At 74.9% G+C, this 1,448-nt stretch carries 3 protein-coding genes (1 of these 3 running past the window's edge); all 3 read right to left on the reverse strand.

All coding sequences use genetic code 11. The features are described from left to right. Nucleotides 1-8: 8 nt before the first annotated feature. Tightly spaced (at most 14 nt apart), the 3 genes in view from ET526_RS20945 to ET526_RS20955 form a layout consistent with a single transcriptional unit that may run on beyond the window. Nucleotides 9-617 (reverse strand): hypothetical protein, encoded by a 609-nt coding sequence (locus tag ET526_RS20945; protein WP_135471018.1) that lies wholly within the window; start codon nucleotides 615-617, stop codon nucleotides 9-11. Beyond that, nucleotides 614-967 carry a hypothetical protein gene (locus tag ET526_RS20950; protein WP_135471021.1) on the reverse strand — a complete coding sequence of 118 codons (354 nt, stop codon included), beginning with the start codon at nucleotides 965-967 and terminating at the stop codon, nucleotides 614-616. Before ET526_RS20950 ends, ET526_RS20945 begins: the two co-directional genes overlap by 4 nt. A gap of 14 nt (nucleotides 968-981) precedes the next feature. After that, on the reverse strand, nucleotides 982-1,448 hold the final stretch of the coding sequence (locus ET526_RS20955) for a terminase gpA endonuclease subunit (RefSeq protein WP_456305133.1). Its footprint extends 667 nt past the window's final position; only the last 467 of its 1,134 coding nucleotides appear in the window; the start codon falls outside the window, past its right edge; it ends in the stop codon at nucleotides 982-984.

The following is a 1,448-nucleotide window of genomic DNA, read 5'->3' on the forward strand; positions in this document are numbered from 1 at the left end:
GGGATCCATCACGCCGCCCGGAGCGTCGGCAGCGGCGCCGCCGCGTTGACCAGGTAGGACAGCCCGGTGGGCGGGTTCGGCATGATCGGCACGCCGGCCTGGTGCGCCAGCGCCGCGATGAACCCGTTCTCGCTCCCCGTCGTGCCGCCGCCGGCCCCGCCATCCGCCGCCGCCGAGCCGAGCAGCAGCGTGTTCCCCCCGCTGAAGGCCTGGGTGGAGGTCCCGCGCACCGAGGGCGCGCCGGAGAAGCACAGCAGCAGCCACCAGATGCCCGCCGAGATCCAGCGCGGCTGCGCGAAGGGGCAGACCGCCGCGCCGGCGGTGGCGGTGTCGGCGTCCGCCAGCGGCTCCTCGATCAGCGCGCCCGGCCGGCCGGCGCCGTTGTCGGCGGCCAAGGCCATGCGCAGGAAACCAGCGGCGCCGGTGGTCACGCTCACCGCCATGGCCGAGAACAGCCCGGGCCGGGCGAGCACGTAGGGCACGCAGTACATGCGGTTGGCCGCCATGGCGACGGCGCCGCCGGCGGCGCGCGCGTGCTGCGAGGCGTAGAACCGCCCCGGGACATAGGGCAGCATCGCCGGGGCGGGCGGCAGGTAGTGCTGGAACAGCGCGGTCATGCGAGCGGCCGGATGCCGAGGGTGATCGGGCGCTCCGCCGCCTGGTCAACCGGCGCCGCGGCGAGGCCGGAGCGCAGCCGCAACCAGCGCCAGCCGAGCAGCAGGGTCGGCGGCAGGGTGAGCGCGCGGCCGGCGGCCACCGTCAGCACCACCTCGTTGCCGAGATGGTCGTGGAGGTCGGCCCAGGCCGCGGGCTCGCCCTCGTCGAGCGAGCCCTGGACGGTGAGCGGCGCGTCGGTCCAGGCAGCGGGCAGCAGCAGCAGGCAGACGCCGTAGCCGACGCTGGCGACCGGCGCGCTCAGCGCCTGGCCGGCGGCGATACTGGTGCGCACGGGCACGATCGCGGTCATCAGGGTCTCCAGGATCAGCGCAACCAGCCGCTGCGCGGCGCGAGCCAACCGCGTGGGCGATGGGTGTCGGGTGCGGCCGGCGAAGGCGACGGGGGAACGACATTCCCGCCGGTGGGAAGTTCGGCTGCCGGCAGTGACATCGCGTCCGCCATCCGCGCCCAGCGACCATCACCCCAGCCATCCATGCCGAGCGCCGCCGCGGCCGCGCGGGCATAGACCCGGCAGTCCAGCGCCTCGTTGCGTTCGCGGGTCTTGACCCACTCCAGCCGGCGAAAGCCATTCCGGCCGGTGCGCGCGACCAGCTGCTCGGCGGTGAGCTGGCGGCAGAACTCCTCGCCCGCAGCGTGGACCGGCAGGTGCACGTAGCCCGGCGGGAAGGGATCGCCGCTCTCCTCCGTCGGCCGGTCGAGCTTCAGCCAGCCATAGGTCTCGGCCTTGAGGAAGGAGGAGCCGACCGGCCAGACCTTGAGCCCGCCGAGCT

It is taken from the genome of Crenalkalicoccus roseus (assembly GCF_004761865.1).
Taxonomy (GTDB): domain Bacteria; phylum Pseudomonadota; class Alphaproteobacteria; order Acetobacterales; family Acetobacteraceae; genus Crenalkalicoccus; species Crenalkalicoccus roseus.